At 42.4% G+C, this 14,169-nt stretch carries 12 protein-coding genes; 9 read left to right on the plus strand and 3 right to left on the minus strand.

Going from position 1 to position 14,169, the window contains the following annotated elements; translation table 11 throughout:
• The first annotated feature begins 3 nt into the window (after window positions 1–3).
• The 5 genes from JKM87_RS05515 (at window position 4) to JKM87_RS05535 (ending at window position 3,799) form a co-directional block, all read left to right on the plus strand.
• Complete coding sequence (locus tag JKM87_RS05515) at window positions 4–1,080, plus strand: ABC transporter ATP-binding protein (protein ID WP_202078775.1); 1,077 nt, start codon at window positions 4–6, stop codon at window positions 1,078–1,080.
• Entirely contained in the window at window positions 1,077–1,949 is an 873-nt protein-coding gene (locus JKM87_RS05520) for a carbohydrate ABC transporter permease (protein WP_202078777.1), read from the plus strand. Before JKM87_RS05515 ends, JKM87_RS05520 begins: the two co-directional genes overlap by 4 nt.
• A 38-nt stretch (window positions 1,950–1,987) precedes the next feature.
• A complete protein-coding gene (locus tag JKM87_RS05525; RefSeq protein WP_202078779.1) occupies window positions 1,988–2,815 on the plus strand; it encodes a carbohydrate ABC transporter permease in 828 nt (275 codons plus the stop codon).
• 151 nt (window positions 2,816–2,966) lie between these two features.
• Window positions 2,967–3,401 carry an SRPBCC family protein gene (locus JKM87_RS05530; protein WP_202078781.1) on the plus strand — a complete coding sequence of 145 codons (435 nt, stop codon included), beginning with the start codon at window positions 2,967–2,969 and terminating at the stop codon, window positions 3,399–3,401.
• Window positions 3,398–3,799: an ArsR/SmtB family transcription factor gene (locus JKM87_RS05535; protein ID WP_202078784.1), complete on the plus strand. Its 402-nt coding sequence runs from the start codon at window positions 3,398–3,400 to the stop codon at window positions 3,797–3,799. Before JKM87_RS05530 ends, JKM87_RS05535 begins: the two co-directional genes overlap by 4 nt.
• 117 nt (window positions 3,800–3,916) lie before the next feature.
• Here JKM87_RS05535 and JKM87_RS05540 read toward each other — a convergent pair whose 3' ends face one another.
• Window positions 3,917–4,843 carry a DMT family transporter gene (locus tag JKM87_RS05540; RefSeq protein WP_202078786.1) on the minus strand — a complete coding sequence of 309 codons (927 nt, stop codon included), beginning with the start codon at window positions 4,841–4,843 and terminating at the stop codon, window positions 3,917–3,919.
• A gap of 187 nt (window positions 4,844–5,030) precedes the next feature.
• Between JKM87_RS05540 and pdxR the strand changes: the two genes are divergently transcribed.
• Window positions 5,031–6,452 (plus strand): MocR-like pyridoxine biosynthesis transcription factor PdxR, encoded by a 1,422-nt coding sequence (pdxR, locus tag JKM87_RS05545; protein ID WP_202078788.1) that lies wholly within the window; start codon window positions 5,031–5,033, stop codon window positions 6,450–6,452.
• Window positions 6,453–6,630: 178 nt separating this feature from the next.
• On the opposite strand, the gene JKM87_RS05550 is transcribed toward pdxR, so the two are convergent.
• A complete protein-coding gene (locus JKM87_RS05550) occupies window positions 6,631–7,572 on the minus strand; it encodes an ATP-grasp domain-containing protein (RefSeq protein WP_202078790.1) in 942 nt (313 codons plus the stop codon).
• A 579-nt stretch (window positions 7,573–8,151) separates the two neighbouring features.
• Here JKM87_RS05550 and JKM87_RS05555 point away from each other — a divergent pair.
• Window positions 8,152–8,316 carry a hypothetical protein gene (locus JKM87_RS05555; RefSeq protein ID WP_202078792.1) on the plus strand — a complete coding sequence of 55 codons (165 nt, stop codon included), beginning with the start codon at window positions 8,152–8,154 and terminating at the stop codon, window positions 8,314–8,316.
• Window positions 8,317–8,370: 54 nt separating this feature from the next.
• On the opposite strand, the gene JKM87_RS05560 is transcribed toward JKM87_RS05555, so the two are convergent.
• Window positions 8,371–9,477, minus strand: coding sequence for an S-layer homology domain-containing protein (locus JKM87_RS05560; RefSeq protein ID WP_202078794.1), 1,107 nt, complete (start codon window positions 9,475–9,477; stop codon window positions 8,371–8,373).
• A 1,176-nt stretch (window positions 9,478–10,653) separates the two neighbouring features.
• On the opposite strand from JKM87_RS05560, the gene JKM87_RS05565 reads away from it, so the two are divergent.
• Both JKM87_RS05565 and JKM87_RS05570 read left to right on the plus strand, forming a co-directional pair.
• Window positions 10,654–12,924, plus strand: coding sequence for a CocE/NonD family hydrolase (locus JKM87_RS05565; protein WP_202078796.1), 2,271 nt, complete (start codon window positions 10,654–10,656; stop codon window positions 12,922–12,924).
• A 604-nt stretch (window positions 12,925–13,528) separates the two neighbouring features.
• Window positions 13,529–14,089 carry a DUF4352 domain-containing protein gene (locus tag JKM87_RS05570; protein WP_202078798.1) on the plus strand — a complete coding sequence of 187 codons (561 nt, stop codon included), beginning with the start codon at window positions 13,529–13,531 and terminating at the stop codon, window positions 14,087–14,089.
• Window positions 14,090–14,169 lie beyond the last annotated feature (80 nt).

Here is a 14,169-nt window from a genome sequence, read left to right on the forward strand (position 1 = left end):
TAAATGGCTCAAATCACACTGAAGAACGTCTCGAAATTTTTTAACGGAGAGGCGGTCGTCAAAAACCTTCAACTGACGATCAAAGAGGGGTCATTTACTGTGCTTGTAGGTCCTTCAGGTTGTGGAAAATCAACGACACTACGCATGATTGCCGGTCTGGAGAAGCAAACCACCGGTGACATTTGGATTGGAGACCGGTGTGTGAATGACATACCACCAGGAAAACGTGATATTGCCATGGTGTTTCAAAATTACGCGCTTTATCCCACAATGACAGTCAGAGAAAACATTGAGTTCGGACTCATTAATAAGAAAATTCCCAAGGACGAGCGCAGACAACGTATTAATGACATCACAGAGATCGTTGGATTAACGCCCTTTTTAGATAAGAAACCACAAGTCCTATCGGGTGGACAGCGTCAACGAGTGGCATTGGCACGAGCGATGGTCAAAAAACCTCAAGTGTTTATTTTCGATGAGCCCTTATCCAATCTCGATGCGAAGTTACGACATCAGATGAGGTCTGAGCTCATTGAACTACACAAACGATTAGGAACTACATTTGTCTACGTCACACATGATCAGGTTGAGGCTATGTCCATGGGGGATCAGATTGTCATTCTCAATCAGGGCGAGATACAACAAGTAGCCCCACCGCTAGATATCTATCGTGACCCAGAAAATACGTTCACAGCAGCATTTATAGGGACCCCTGCTATGAATATATTTAAGTATGACAAAGTGAATATGTATTTGCCACATGCGAAGATAGCCGAAGTCGGTTATATAGGTTTTCGTCCTGAAATGGTGAGCTTATCGACTCAAGCCCCTCATGGTCAAGCGTTCATTCTCCCGGGTGAAATGATGACGCGTGAGACATTAGGTTCTGAAGTGATTTACAAGGTCAAAACAAGTGCAGGACATTGTCTCGTCAAACAATACTTATCCTCAGTTGAGAGGGCTGAGAAAGTCTATTTGAGTGTGGACTATCGTGACCTATACTTCTTTAACCATCACCAACAGCGCATAAGACCTATGATGCAGGAGCAAGCGTCTCCCGTTCTGCTGGAGGTGCAATGATGGTCTGGGCCAAAATAAGACCCTACGCCATGATTGCACCAGCCATTCTCATCTTCTGCCTGTTTTATATTTATCCCATTGGCTACATGGTCTACCTCAGTACGTTTGATTGGAATTTTGTTAGCCCAACAAAAATGTACGTCGGTTTAGAGAATTTCACGTCCCTATTTTCGGAAAGCGCGTTTAGGGAAGTCATGCACAACTCTATCACATATACGTGTCTGACCGTCTTCTTTACATTGGGGATGTCGCTCTTTTTAGCCATATGGCTGAATAAAAAAAGCATGGTGTATCGTTTTGTGCAAGGGGCTATTTTCAGCCCGCATATCATATCTCTGGTATCCATTTCTATGCTATGGATGTGGCTGATGGACACTGAATACGGACTATTAAACTGGTTGTTAAGTTTAGTGGGGGGAGAGAAAATCCAATGGCTCACCCATCCTGATGTGGCCCTTTATTCACTCGTGTTGGTAGCCGTATGGAAAGGTATAGGCTTTAATACGCTCGTGTTTATCGCTGGTTTACAAAGTATACCCAGGGATATATACGAAGCAGCCGAGCTAGATGAAGCCAACCGTTTTCGAATGTTTTATAAAATAACGCTACCGATGTTATCACCCACACTGTTCTTTTTGACAGTGATCTGTATGATTGGCTCATTTCAAATTTTTGACACCATCTCAATCATGACACAAGGGGGTCCCATAAACTCAACGAATACCTTCGTCTACTTTATCTATGAGAATGGTTTCCGCTTCTTCAACATTGGTTACGCATCCGCTGCCGGTGTCGTCTTACTCATTATTTTAAGTATCCTCACTTTCTTGTATTTTCGACTCCTATCTAGAAGCGTTCACTATCGTTAACTGTCACGTCTGACTACCCATCGAAGGGAGAAGCAAAGATGATACTCAAGACGCTGTCTTCAAAAATACTGAATGCAATGGCGCTTATAATCGTTGTCATGATTTTTGCTCTACCATTTTTCTGGATGGCCACGACTTCGCTTAAAACATTAGGGGAGACCATTGTATTCCCACCGGTATGGTTGCCTGAAAAATTAAATTGGCAAAACTTCCAGCAAGCGTGGCAATCAGGTCCTTTTTTACATTACTTTATCAATAGTGTTCTGGTCTCCGTCGGCATTCTTATTCTTCAACTTCTCACGATTATTCCGGCTGCTTATGCTTTTGCCCGTTATAGGTTTAGAGGGGATACATTCTTCTTTGGATTGACAATGATCACATTGATGATCCCCTCTCAGCTCATATTCTTGCCCGTCTACTTACAGATGAGTGCTTGGGGACTTTTAGACACGTTATGGGCCCTTATTCTCCCTTTTTCATCAAGTGCATTTGGGATATTTCTTTTACGACAATCATTTAAACAAGTCCCTGAGGAACTACTGGAGGCGGCCCGATTGGACGAAGCCAGTGAATGGCGCATTATGATGCGCATCATGGTTCCGATGGCGAAGCCTGTGTTGATCACTTTTGGCTTGTTCAGCTTCATTACACATTGGAATGACTACTTTTGGCCACTCGTGATGACAACAACGGATGAAGCCAGAACCTTACCGATAGGGGTGACCAAACTACTACACGTCGAGGGTGGTGTGGCCTGGCATATCTTAATGGCTGGCAACATGATGCTTGTGCTTCCAATTTTGCTCGTGTTTTTCTTTGCTCAGAGACATATCATACGTGCGTTTGTTTATACGGGTGTGAAATAGATGATGACAGTTTCCTAAGTCAACCAATATGAGAAGACATCATTTAAACGGTAATCTGAGTAGGGGTTGACATGAAACCTTTAGGTTGCATATAATAGCTCTTGAATAAACACGACACCATATGGTTTCATTTATAAACGGAGGGACGAACATGAGTGAAAAACAATCAACGCCCGAAATACGAAAAAACACCGTATTTAACGCGGATATACATAAGGTTTGGGAAGCTATCGCAACGGCCGAAGGTATTGACGCATGGTTTATGCCCAACGATTTTAAGCAAGAGCTAGGTTATGAGTTTACCATACAGTCTCCTTTTGGGCCTACAACTTGTAAAGTACTAGAACTTGAGTCTCCGCATCGGCTTGTATTCTCTTGGGGAGAAGAGGGATGGATCGTTACCTTTGAATTAGAAGATCTAGGAGACAAAACAGGTTTTACTCTCATTCATTCAGGTTGGGGAGAACCAGATCACATCGTGGCAGGAGGACCAGGTCAATCTAACCGTGACATTAGAAATCGTATGAACGACGGTTGGGAATCCATCGTCCATGAAAAATTACGCAAAGTAGTGGAAGGCGAATGATACCGGAACAAAAGCACGATGTGTTTCAGGCGATAGCCGACCCCACACGCCGCAAGATGTTGCGAATGCTAGCGGAGAAAGAACAGTCCGTGACCCATATGAGTCGGCAATTTCCTATCAGTCGGACAGCGGTGTCCAAACATTTGCGTATCCTAGCGGAAACTCAACTTGTCAGGGCTGAGAAGGTAGGAAAGGAAAAACGTTACACGTTACAACCGGAGGCTCTACAAGAAGTGAAGGAGTGGCTATCCTACTTTGAACAGTTCTGGGATAATAAGCTCGCTCAACTTAAACACCTTGTCGAAGAACATGATGACCAACCGTTGAAGGGTGTAAAAAAACAGACCACAATGAGAAAACAGCATGGTGGTGCTGATCAGAACGGTGTGGATGAGTAGGAGGGAGTATGACACTAAAAGGTGTAACGGTGTATTTTCTCTATTAGCACGAACGGAATTACTCACAAAAAGCAGCGGTGTTCGCCGCTGCTTTTTCAACTTCTTCAATCACACCCGTTACATCGCATCTTTTGATACAGCTGATACACCTTGATTCTTTTGCCCCTTTTGCTTTTTTCCTAGCCCATTCACGACCAACACACCGATAAGCGCAATCACACCTCCGGTAACGGATAGCATAGCGGGCCATTCATTCAACCAAATCCAAGCTACGACTATCGCGACAGCGGGTTCCAGATACATCACACTGGTGACCGAACTGGCACGTCCGTGTGATAGGGCCATTGCCCAAGTAACATAGGCGATACCCGCCGGAAAGATCCCGGCAAACAAGGCAGCTAAATGGGCCTCAAAAGTGGCATTTTGAATCGACGTCATTAGACCAGGCCAAAAAATAAAAAATGGAACGGTCCCTGCCCAAGTGAAATAAGCCGTTAATTCAATCGGGTGATAGCGACCCAACAGTGGCTTTTGAAAGACAAAAAAGACAGACGTCGCTACAGCAGCCATTAAGACTAGCAAAGCCCCTTTGGACAAGGCGAACGTCGAACCCTCAGCAGAACCCAGCGTGATGCAGACAATGCCTACGAAACCGATCGCTAAACCACTCCACCCTAAAAGACTTAAGCGTTCTTTCAGTACGACAATGGCAATGATAGCCGTGAAAATCGGGGCAGAACCGATTAACATGCCTGCCGTACCGGCTGGGATGGTTTGTACACCGAATGTGACACCAAAGTGATACAAACTGATGCCGACCCACCCCAGCAATATCATATTGATAAAATCCTTTTTGGCCGGAAAGCGAAAACGTATGCTTGGCCATAAAGCGATCAAGGCAAAAAAGAATGATGCAATTAAATAACGTATGAGCACCAAGTGTCCGGCTTCATAACCTCCCTGTAAACTGGCGCGTATCGCTGCAAACGTTGAACCCCAAATGACAACGGTGATTATGGCCATTGCCAGTGCTTTTGTATTCAATAGGTGTCCCTCCTTGCCCTATCATTCACTGCTTTTCTACACTTAAATGTATGAAGAACCCAACAAGCTCTCATCTCTTCTTATTTTATTGGCAAAATGATACAATGTCTTCAACCATTGAGCTCAAAAATAACCAACCATTGTTGAATAGACTAGGACAGGTTAAGGGAGTTGGAGGAACATAGGTATGCCGCAAGCAAAGTATAAACAAATCATCAAATATATATTGGAAAAAATCACAAGAGGCGAATGGACCATCGGGAGTAAAATCCCCAGTCAGCGGGCATTAGCTAAATTGTTCGACGTGAATCGGAGCACAGTCATTACCGCATTGGAGGAACTAACTGCGGATGGTCTTCTAGAAGCAAAAGTGGGTCAAGGCACCATTGTAGCTAATAATACATGGACTTTAATCAGCGCGAAGAAACCGGTTAATTGGAACAAAAATATATCTCTCGGCATCCATCAGGCTAGCATGAGTATCGTCCAAATCATTAACGAAACGGAGGCAAATGCTAGATATATTCAACTTGGGAAAAGCGAACTATCTCCAGACTTATTTCCCATCACAACCATGAAACAGATTATGACAAAAGTGACGGAGCAGCTTACCCCACTCAGTTATGAACAGCCCAAGGGAAACCTTGAGCTACGTGAGGCGATATGTGCTTATCTAGAAAAAAAGGGTATCTACACTTCGCCTGCATCTGTTCTAGTCGTATCTGGGGCTTTGCAAGCCTTACAATTGATTTCTATCGGTTTACTCAGTCGGGGGTCGACCATATTCCTAGAACAACCCTCATACCTTTATTCGCTCTCTGTCTTTCAATCAGCCCACATGAAACTGTATGGCTTACCGATGGATCAGCAGGGCATTGTACCCCAAGAGATTGAGCATGTTTCTATGCCGCAGGAAAAATCGGTACTATATACCATCCCAACCTTCCATAATCCGACCGGGACTTTGATGCCTGAAAACAGAAGAGAAGCGCTTATGAATATCTGTGAGAAAGAGCAGACACCGATGATTGAAGATGATGTGTACGGAGACCTATGGTTAGACACACCGCCACCCCCTCCGTTAAAGTCGTACGATAAATACGGGAGTGTCCTCTACATTGGTAGTTTATCTAAAACGTTAAGTGCTGGTTTTCGAATCGGGTGGATGGTAGGCCCTGAATCTGTCATTGACAGGTTATCTGATCTGAAAATGCAAACAGACTACGGATCTAGCTCATTATCGCAAAAAGTGGCCAAGGAATGGTTAGTAAGCGGCCTTTATGAACAACATCTCACATTTGTAAGGGAGGAGCTCAAGAAGCGACGCGCTGCCACTCTAGAAGCACTTCGGAAAGAGCTCACAGGGATGGCCACGTGGCAAGCGCCTCAAGGGGGCTTTTTTATTTGGATCAAGGTCCTCATGCCCATACACAATAAATCATTATTTGAAAAAGCATTGACGGAAGGCCTTCTTCTTAATCCCGGTAGCATTTATGCCCAACAGCACGGGGTGTATCTTCGCCTGTCTTACGGTTATGCCTCCATAGAAGATATTCGAGAGGGGATTCGTAGGTTGGGACTTATTCTTAGGAACTTGGAGAGCGGTTAGAATATTTTAGGTTATGACCAATAAAAAAGCTTCTTTACCCGCAATGGATAAGAAGCTTTTTCACGTTCACTCATCTCTAACATTTAAAATAATCTCAATTTAAGTTTTTCACGTTTGCAGGTGTACGAAGTGCAGATCCTTGACATGACTAGTTTGATAAAGTTGTGAAGTCATTATTTTAATCTGAAATGTAGCTTCCTAACAGTTTTGCTAATTCTAACATGCCGTATTTTTGCGCCTTTGCTTCGGCGTCTGCGTTATAGTTTGTATTCGTGTTCACATCATACGTGAAAATCTCACCTTTTTCATTTCGAATAAACTCAATGCCGGCGACAGCAATATCGTTTTGAGCTAAGAATGTTTCATACTGTTTGATAATCGGGTCATTAAAGTCTTGGATAATGTCAAATTTAGGTTTTTCTTCTTTCGTTTCAGGCTGTTCATCAGCGGGGCAGAACAAGTCATCAATTTGACAAGTATCAGCAGGGCACAGCTCGAAGCCTTCCGATGTATCTACTTGCACCGCATATAGGAATTGGCCGCCAACAAATTCACATCTCGTAATATACGGTTGAGGTGCTCGTATGTACTCTTGAATAAGCGTAATCCCGTCGATAGGCTCTTCAAACTCATCACTTTCAATATACGTTTGAAGACGATCGTACGAATGAAACAATCGAACACCTAAGCCCTTACCAGCTCGATTATGCTTGGTGATGAAAGATTGTCCTTCAAACTTAGAAGCTGCGTCCAAAATCTCTTCTTTTCCAACAGCGGCCACCGTTTTCGGAGTGGGCACGCCTGCAGCATTCAACGCCATATATTGCGCGACTTTACTCACTTCTAACTGTAGTGCCCGGGTTCCATTGAGAACAGGACGTCCATGTCTTTCTAGCCAAGCTAGTACACCGGATGCCAGCTCAGGTGCGTATCGATGGCCTCTCGTGTGAGAAGAAGCACTCATGCGATTATAGAAAACACCTTCGGGAGGTGTACTGCTCAGGTCAATTTGACCCGACTTAAGGTGCCAGTCCTCATAAGGCAACTGAAGCTCATCAAGTCTTTTAGTTAAATGTTCGGTCCATTCCTCATTTTCGTGGATAATGTGAATCTTCCCCATGTTGACATTCCTCCTCCTAGGTTGTGTCTCTATTATGCCATAGACTGTTGTTTTTTGCGTACTTTGTGCTGTACAACGTGGACCAGAACTCGCCCGTAAAAGCATAACATCAGCTTTAGCAGTGCAGTGCGGGTCAGTCATCCACATGGGGGTGACCGACATCCACTGTCTAAAAAAGCCAATTTAGTACACTAGAACCACTTCACATCAAGCGTGTAAAATTTAACAGTAAAACGTATGGCGTAACGTTAAAAGCTGCTATTCAGGTTAACAACAGCATATTTTTTGGTTAAGTCAAGATAATGATTAAACGAATGTTAAACATGTGTATGAAAAAAAGAAAAACACCCTTGCCACAAGAGTGCTAAAGTCCTATTCGTGTCTTCACGAATGGTGAACGAAGTTGTATAATATACGGTAGGTTCACGCTCAGAGTCGGAATTGTCACAATGCCCCAACTGGGATAATGGGGCTCAAGTGTGTACATCACATGTTAGCATGTTAAAAATGTCATTACAACCAAAAAATAGGATATGTCACAAAATTGAAATAATATGTTATGTCAGGAAGTGATCATCAATGCCTAATAACAAACTAAAGACAGAACGTATAGATGTCCGTGTACCGACACCTTTTTTGAAGAAAGTAGAAGAATACCAGTTAGAACAGAGTATCGCCACTCGTACACAGGCTCTTCTAGAGTTGGCTCGGTATGGACTAGAAGCAAGAAGAAAACAAGATTAATTCCGACTACTGGCGTGAACCTTCACCCCTCATTTTGCCTCTACCAAATCTCTATTAAGGAAGTATTGTATTTAATGTGTCTTTTACACAACGTACTGTTCCAGATAAGGGATTTAAGATTTCTTTAATGCTACAGACCCCATCGACTGTATCATCTACAATATCAGTGACCCCATCGACTGTGTCGTCTACAGTGTCAGTGCCCCTATCGACTGTGTCGTCTACAATATCTGTTACTTCATCGACCGTATCGTCTACAGTATCAGTAATCCCATCAACTGTTTCGTCAACCTTGTCCTCTATTTTATCCACTTTATCTTTCACAGGATCTGTAATTTTATCGATTGGCGTTTTCTTGTCGCCATCGCCATTGTCACCGTTACCATCATCGTTATTACCGTTATCTCCGTTATCTCCGTTGTCATTATTCCCATTATCGTTGTCATCGTTACCATCCGTATGGTCGTTATCATCATTGTTGCCACCACTTCCACCCGTTCTAGGAATGGTACTAGATTGGGAGGTGTCATCTTCGTTTTCATCTTCCTCGAGTAGTAGCGCGATTAGTCTTTCCAGGATGACGACCGCCTCTGCACGTGTGGTGGGTCGTTGTGCTCGAAAAGACCCATCAAGGTACCCACCAAGTAAGCCCTCGTCTGATGCATAAGCAACATAAGTTTTTGACCAGCTCGGAATATCGGCGTTGTCTTTGTACCCAAGTCCCACTCGAGGGATTTGATCTAATTCTTTGCCTTCGACTAAGGCACGAGCTGCAATAGCGGCAATTTCAGCACGTGTAATATTACCATTAGGCTTGAATAGACCTGTCTCGTAGCCCTCTACAATACCATTTGATGCAGCAATGGTGATATCGTTATAGGCCCAATGATTTCTCGTTACATCCGGAAATCCACGTGAGTGACCCGACCCGGATAATTCTAAGATGCTCACCACTACTGTAGAAAATTCAGCTCTAGAAATAGAACCTTCAGGTCTAAAAGTATCGTCAGGGTATCCCTGAATGTGTCCCTGATCGAGCATTGATCTGATGCTCTTTTCTGCCCAGTGACCCTCAACATCGCGGAATTGTTCAGCGAATGCGGTTAAAGGCACCGTGAAGACTAGTACAAAAACTAATAAGAGTAGACATTTTCGTTTCATTTTCCTCTCCTTTTCTAGGAGGGAGCTAAACTTCTTTACCCTGAACGTCTACTAGTTTAATGAGAGCTAAAACGATTATGTTGTTTGGCTTAGAATGTAATACTCCCTCCTTATGGTTTAATTTTACATTTCAACCACAAAATAAATATTACTATACAATCACGTACAAATAAAGTTAAAACTTAAATATTTAACAAATAAAAACAATTTATAGTGTATAAATAACGTGTAGTATGTTGCAACAATGCTGGGAAAACGGGACTGTATGATCGTTATGATAGAACGGCTTGTAATAGACGTAAGTTGAAAAAGATTAATGAAGGATCTGAAAAACGTTTGTTATTTGGAACGAAAACGTACGGTAGGGGCGGATTTACGTTGTTGAATCAAATAATATGGTAGTATGGATATTAATGGGGAAATTGACTGAGGAGATTGATAGATTAATCATGATAGTTCCTTTTAAGGTAGATCACTTTACTAGATGGTATAAAAATACATGGGGCAAGATATAAGCATTCTGCTAGAGGTGAGGTCATTATTAGAAGGAGGGGTACACCTTGGGTGACCGTAAGCATATAGCGATTTTATTTTATACCCTTTTACTGATTGTCTCAGTAGCATTTATATTAGAACACTTTGGGTACAAAATTATTTATGTGACAAACATTTTTATACCTTACGTAACAAAATATATACTCCCTTGGGTTGCATTGTATTGGTTTATTAGATTCGTTAAATCGAATGAGATCAAACGTAAAAACTAAATACACCAGCATCAACAGTTATATGGTGTACAACCGATAAAAACGATGGGAAAATTAGGATGAAAGTCGCACTGCACTAATCAAAAAAGTAGTGAGATAGAGATTGAAGGTTTAATTTTATATCAGTGACCCTTACTCATAAGTGATCATTAAAAACACTCTATTAAAAGTAGCCTAAGTAACAAAACGTTTTATCTGTAAGGTAACTTTTTATTTCTGTAAGCGTCGGAATATTTAGAGGAATATTTGACTAACAATAAGACAATAGTTGACATTTTTTGCTCATTCTTTTCAAGATGAATGTTTCCTATGCTATAATAAAAACTGTTGCTGGTAAATTCTTGGCGACTGTTTGTGGTTCTGTTTTTTCATTACATATACACGCAAAATAGAAATCAAAGGTGACGTCATGACACAAGGAAAACTACTGATTAGCTTTGCATTAGCACTCACACTTCTTTTTATGATTGAAGAAGATATTGAATTCTCTTCCTTACACTCACAGGTTACGGGGAGCATACATAGCAGTGAACAAATAGGATACGGGACAGAGGATAGACAATGGGTTCTTACACAGCAAACCCCAAAATCAAAGACAGGCTACCCTGTGAAAGTGACGGAGGAAGTCAGTATCCCCATGCGTGATGGTGTTATCCTAAAGGGACGCTTGTTCCTCCCCGAGTATAAGCGGGGCCCTTTTCCTACTATCGTACAACTTAACGGTTACGGACATGATCGAACAGACGTAGCTGATCGTGAACACATGCTATATAATCTTGTTGAACGAGGATATGCTGCATTACATGTCAGTCTTCGCGGAGTTGGAAGTTCAGAAGGAGAAAGTAACTTATTCAATCAATATGGACAAGACGGTTACGATGTCATTGAATGGGCAGCCGCTCAACCTTGGAGTGATGGCCATGTAGGAACAGTGGGTATATCTTTATTGGGCATTAGCCAGTGGTTAGCAGCCAAGGAACTTCCCCCTAGCCTAAAAGCCATTAGCCCGATTGCAGCCTGTGCAGATTGCTATTCTTATTTATGGTATCCAGGGGGCATGCTACCAGGTCCAGGCCGAGAGGGAAGAACCGAATATTCCTTTGCCTTGGAACACCGCAACTTAGACGAATGGTGGCGTGAACGAACAGTCTTAGAGAAGGACATACAAGCGATGACTGATCAAGGGATTGCACCACTTGTATCTGGTGGTTGGAACGATTACATCACACCTGGTAATATCAGAGCATTTAAACAAATAAGGGCAACGGGAGGCGAAGGAAAGCTCATTATTGGACCGCAAGCTCACCGTTATTTAACAAACGTTCAGCCCTATGACTTTGAAATTTATCAGACGCTGTGGTTTGATCATCACCTTAAAGGCGTCGATAATGGCATTGACCAAGAAGATCGAGTCCTAATATATGTCCAGGGCCCTGATCGATGGCGTTTTGAAAAAGATTGGCCCATACCAGACGCTAACGATGTGGAACTTTACCTGACGGATTCTAAAAGTGGATCGATTGAAAGTATCAATGACGGTTCATTACAGCCAGAGCTTCCCGCACAAAAAAATGTGTCAGATCAATATACATATGATCCCGATTTAGGTCCTTTTTTACCTGCATTATTAAGCTCCTCTAGGCGCTTAGACATTGATCAGTCTTCGTATGAAGCTCAAACATTGACTTGGACAACAGACCCACTGGCTGTATCCACGGAGGTCACAGGGAGTATCAAACTTCAATTTTGGGCTAGTGCGAATGTCGAGGATACAGATTTCGTTGTTCAGGTAACAGACGTTGCCCCAGATGGGACTTCACGGCAGGTCACAACCGGCTATCTTAATGCGTCTAGAGCCGAATCTGTCAGTGACCCTACGCCGTTGGAGCCTGGACAAGCACAGCAGTATACGATGGAAATATTGCCTACATCTTACGTATTCCAAGCCGGTCACCGAATACGTTTAAGCCTAGCTGGCGGGGCTAAACCTTTGGACAATCAAAGATATGCGCAGGGCCCTGGTTTACATCCAACCCCAGCTGAAGTTGAGATCCATCAGGGCATCGATTACCCGTCATCTGTTGTGTTCCCTGTCATTGGGAACGAGGATATCTGGACAACTGAGGATACTTTTGCAGACGTACCAGACAGCCATCCGTTTTTTCATGAAATTACAACATTAGCCCATCGTGGGTTGATCAATGGGCGTAGCAGCACAAAGTATGTGCCAGATGGCTTTTTGTCTCGAGCCGAGCTATCGGCTTTACTTGTACGTGCGTTCAGTTTAGAACAAGAAAGTGAGACACTACCATTTACAGATGTGGACGCAGCCAAGTGGTATGCCAAGCCGGTTAGCGTTGCCTATCGTCACGGTTTAGTGCAAGGGGTCAGCACTCGACGTTTTGAACCTCACCAAGATGTGACCCGTGAACAAGCCTTTACCATAGTCGCCAGGGCTATAAAGGATCAAGAATATACACAAGACCTCAGCGAGGAAGTTATAGCTAGTATACTATCCCGAGTACAGGATATAGAATATCTTAGCGATTATGCGCGCGAAGGTGTGGCCAGCCTATTAAATGCCGAGATCATTGACGTCGAGGCAAGTGGGTTACTACGCCCTAGGGAAGCGATCACCCGGGCAGAAGTGGCACAGTTCCTATATCGTTCTTTGTCTTAACGAGTCTTGCTTTAACTAACGTCAAAAGGGAACCTGTACTCCTCGTAATGTGGTCTTAAGGGTCTCTAGAACCATACATACTGGTCTAGAGGCCCTTTTTGTTTTGGTTTGTATCATCGACAACGATTGAGGCTTGCCGGCATATTAAACTTAAACTTTGCAATATAGTACACCTGTAACATGACTTAAAAACTAGTCCTATGTACTTATAGAAATGAAATTAAATGACTTGAGTACAGGTAAACGTTAGGTTAATTTTTGTAGATAAAAAATAACCAAAATACTACAGAAGATATATTTGAAAAAAATACAATTATTATCATGACATGGATAAAATTTCATGGTAAAATACACCTTGTGTCAAAAATTGGGTTATTTCAACAGTTTTTGATAATTATATATTCTATTTTGGATGCAACTTTTTCTTCTTTGAACTCAATCGTATAACGCTCTATTCACGAACTACGTCTTGGTTTGGAAGATAAATTAACAGAATGGGAGTAGGGTGGGCGTAAGTAAAAATGAAGTAGAAGGGAGAATGGGATAAAAAAATTACTCATGAAGTTAAATTTTATGCACAAAAATGAAGTGGGGGAATGACAAAATGAAAAAAATCTTAGGTTTACTAGTGATTATGATGTTAGTATTTGGTTTAGTGGCGTGTGGAGAATCTGACATTGAGCCCGTAGATAATGATACTACTGATACAGAAACAGATACAGATGAAAGCGAAGGAACTGATGAGGCAGGTAATGAAGAGGGCTCAGAGGAAACGGCAAATACACAAAACCTAGCAGTGGGAGATACCGTTAACTTTAATGGTTTACTCGTTACGGTTAATTCAGTAGAGTACAGTCAGGGAAATGATTTTGAATCTCCAAGTGAAGACGTTTTCCTAGTTGTTGACGTCAGTATAGAAAATGAAACTGATGAATCTGAGAACATTTCTTCTATGTTGATGACTGAATTAGTTGATCCAGAAGGGTATTCTTATGACATTACGATTTATACTGACGCTCAGGGGAGCTTAGATGGAGAAGTTGGACCTGGTCGAACAATGAGAGGGCAAGTGGCATTCGATGTGCCCGACCATGAGTCTTATGAATTTATTTTTAGTGATCCATTCCAATCTGGGCAGGCCATTTGGCAAATAGAAAAAGAATAATAGGTAAGGACAGGAATAGATAACCTTATTTCAGCCGACTCTTATCCTTATAGAGTCGGCGTATTTATGAAAGTCATACA

This window comes from Caldalkalibacillus salinus, from assembly GCF_016745835.1.
GTDB classification, from domain to species: domain Bacteria; phylum Bacillota; class Bacilli; order Caldalkalibacillales; family JCM-10596; genus Caldalkalibacillus_A; species Caldalkalibacillus_A salinus.

Bases quoted from the DNA above. Each gene is read 5' to 3' on its own strand.
- JKM87_RS05515 (WP_202078775.1), top strand. From the start codon at position 4: ATGGCTCAAATCACACTGAAGAACGTCTCGAAATTTTTTAACGGAGAG.
- JKM87_RS05520 (WP_202078777.1), top strand. From the start codon at position 1,077: ATGATGGTCTGGGCCAAAATAAGACCCTACGCCATGATTGCACCAGCC.
- JKM87_RS05525 (WP_202078779.1), top strand. From the start codon at position 1,988: ATGATACTCAAGACGCTGTCTTCAAAAATACTGAATGCAATGGCGCTT.
- JKM87_RS05530 (WP_202078781.1), top strand. From the start codon at position 2,967: ATGAGTGAAAAACAATCAACGCCCGAAATACGAAAAAACACCGTATTT.
- JKM87_RS05535 (WP_202078784.1), top strand. From the start codon at position 3,398: ATGATACCGGAACAAAAGCACGATGTGTTTCAGGCGATAGCCGACCCC.
- pdxR (WP_202078788.1), top strand. From the start codon at position 5,031: ATGCCGCAAGCAAAGTATAAACAAATCATCAAATATATATTGGAAAAA.
- JKM87_RS05550 (WP_202078790.1), bottom strand. From the start codon at position 7,572: ATGGGGAAGATTCACATTATCCACGAAAATGAGGAATGGACCGAACAT.
- JKM87_RS05555 (WP_202078792.1), top strand. From the start codon at position 8,152: ATGCCTAATAACAAACTAAAGACAGAACGTATAGATGTCCGTGTACCG.
- JKM87_RS05560 (WP_202078794.1), bottom strand. From the start codon at position 9,477: ATGAAACGAAAATGTCTACTCTTATTAGTTTTTGTACTAGTCTTCACG.
- JKM87_RS05565 (WP_202078796.1), top strand. From the start codon at position 10,654: ATGACACAAGGAAAACTACTGATTAGCTTTGCATTAGCACTCACACTT.
- JKM87_RS05570 (WP_202078798.1), top strand. From the start codon at position 13,529: ATGAAAAAAATCTTAGGTTTACTAGTGATTATGATGTTAGTATTTGGT.